Source organism: Polynucleobacter sp. 39-46-10, from assembly GCF_002282275.1.
Map to the genome: position 1 here is coordinate 1 of NZ_NCJB01000563.1, position 1,021 is coordinate 1,021.

At 47.8% G+C, this 1,021-nt stretch carries 2 pseudogenes; one reads left to right on the forward strand and one right to left on the reverse strand.

Annotated elements, in window-relative coordinates:
- Positions 1-95: pseudogene (locus B7X71_RS17745) on the forward strand (hypothetical protein); the annotation flags it as partial.
- A gap of 1 nt (position 96) precedes the next feature.
- On the opposite strand, the pseudogene B7X71_RS17750 reads toward B7X71_RS17745, so the two are convergent.
- Positions 97-927: pseudogene (locus B7X71_RS17750) on the reverse strand (DUF3683 domain-containing protein); the annotation flags it as partial.
- Positions 928-1,021 lie beyond the last annotated feature (94 nt).

Consider the following 1,021-nt stretch of genomic DNA (forward strand, 5'->3'; position numbering starts at 1 on the left):
AACCTTGCTCAGCACCTCGCCATCCAAATCACCCTGAATGGGGTAATCGCGAGTTTCATTTCACAAAAGAATTGTGGATCGAAGAAGATGACTTTGAAACACCAGCCCAGAGCGCTCTGCAGCATCTGAAACTCTACGAGTGACTACACCAGCCCCAGTAAAGATCGTAGACACCTCATGGTCTACACCCGGCAAGTGTTTGAGCTTGACAGCATCGATTTGCTGAAGCTTCTCAGTATTAATCACTGCCGACATAGCGTAGAGAGGAATAGCGCCACCGGTGTAACCCGTACCGCCTCCGCGAGGAATGATGGTTAAACCCAACTCAACACAGGCTTTCACTAAACCAGGGATTTCAGATTCGTAATCCGGCTTTAGCACTACCAGTGGAAACTCAACACGCCAGTCTGTTGCATCAGTCACATGCGCTGCACGTGAGACACCATCAAAACAAATATTGTCAGAGGCAGTAATGCGGCCCAACTCTTTACGAGCGCGCTTACGAATTTCAGTAACTTCCTTAAAGCCCTGCTCAAAACTTTCAACGGCATGATGTGCGGCTTTCAACAAAACCTGAACTTGCTCAGCAGATTCACCACTAGATCTTTTCTTCACCTCGCCAAGACGATGCCACAAAGCATCAATCAACAATTTGCGACGATTGGCGTTATCTAATAGGTCATCTTGCAAGAAAGGATTACGTTGTACTACCCAGATATCACCCAGAACTTCGAATAGCATGCGAGCCGAGCGGCCAGTGCGACGCACTCCACGCAAATCATTCAGAACGCGCCATGACTCCTCACCCAACAAGCGAATAACGATTTCACGATCGGAAAAAGAGGTGTAGTTGTAGGGGATTTCGCGGAGGCGGGGTGAGCCCGCTTCGGCATCCAACAACTGGTTCAAAGCTAATGGAGCGTTCATAGCGTCATATTTGATAAATATGCATTTTAATTGAGGGATCCTGATATTGGCAGGAAACCAAGAAAGATGTTGGTCTAAGGCGATAAACCCTTGC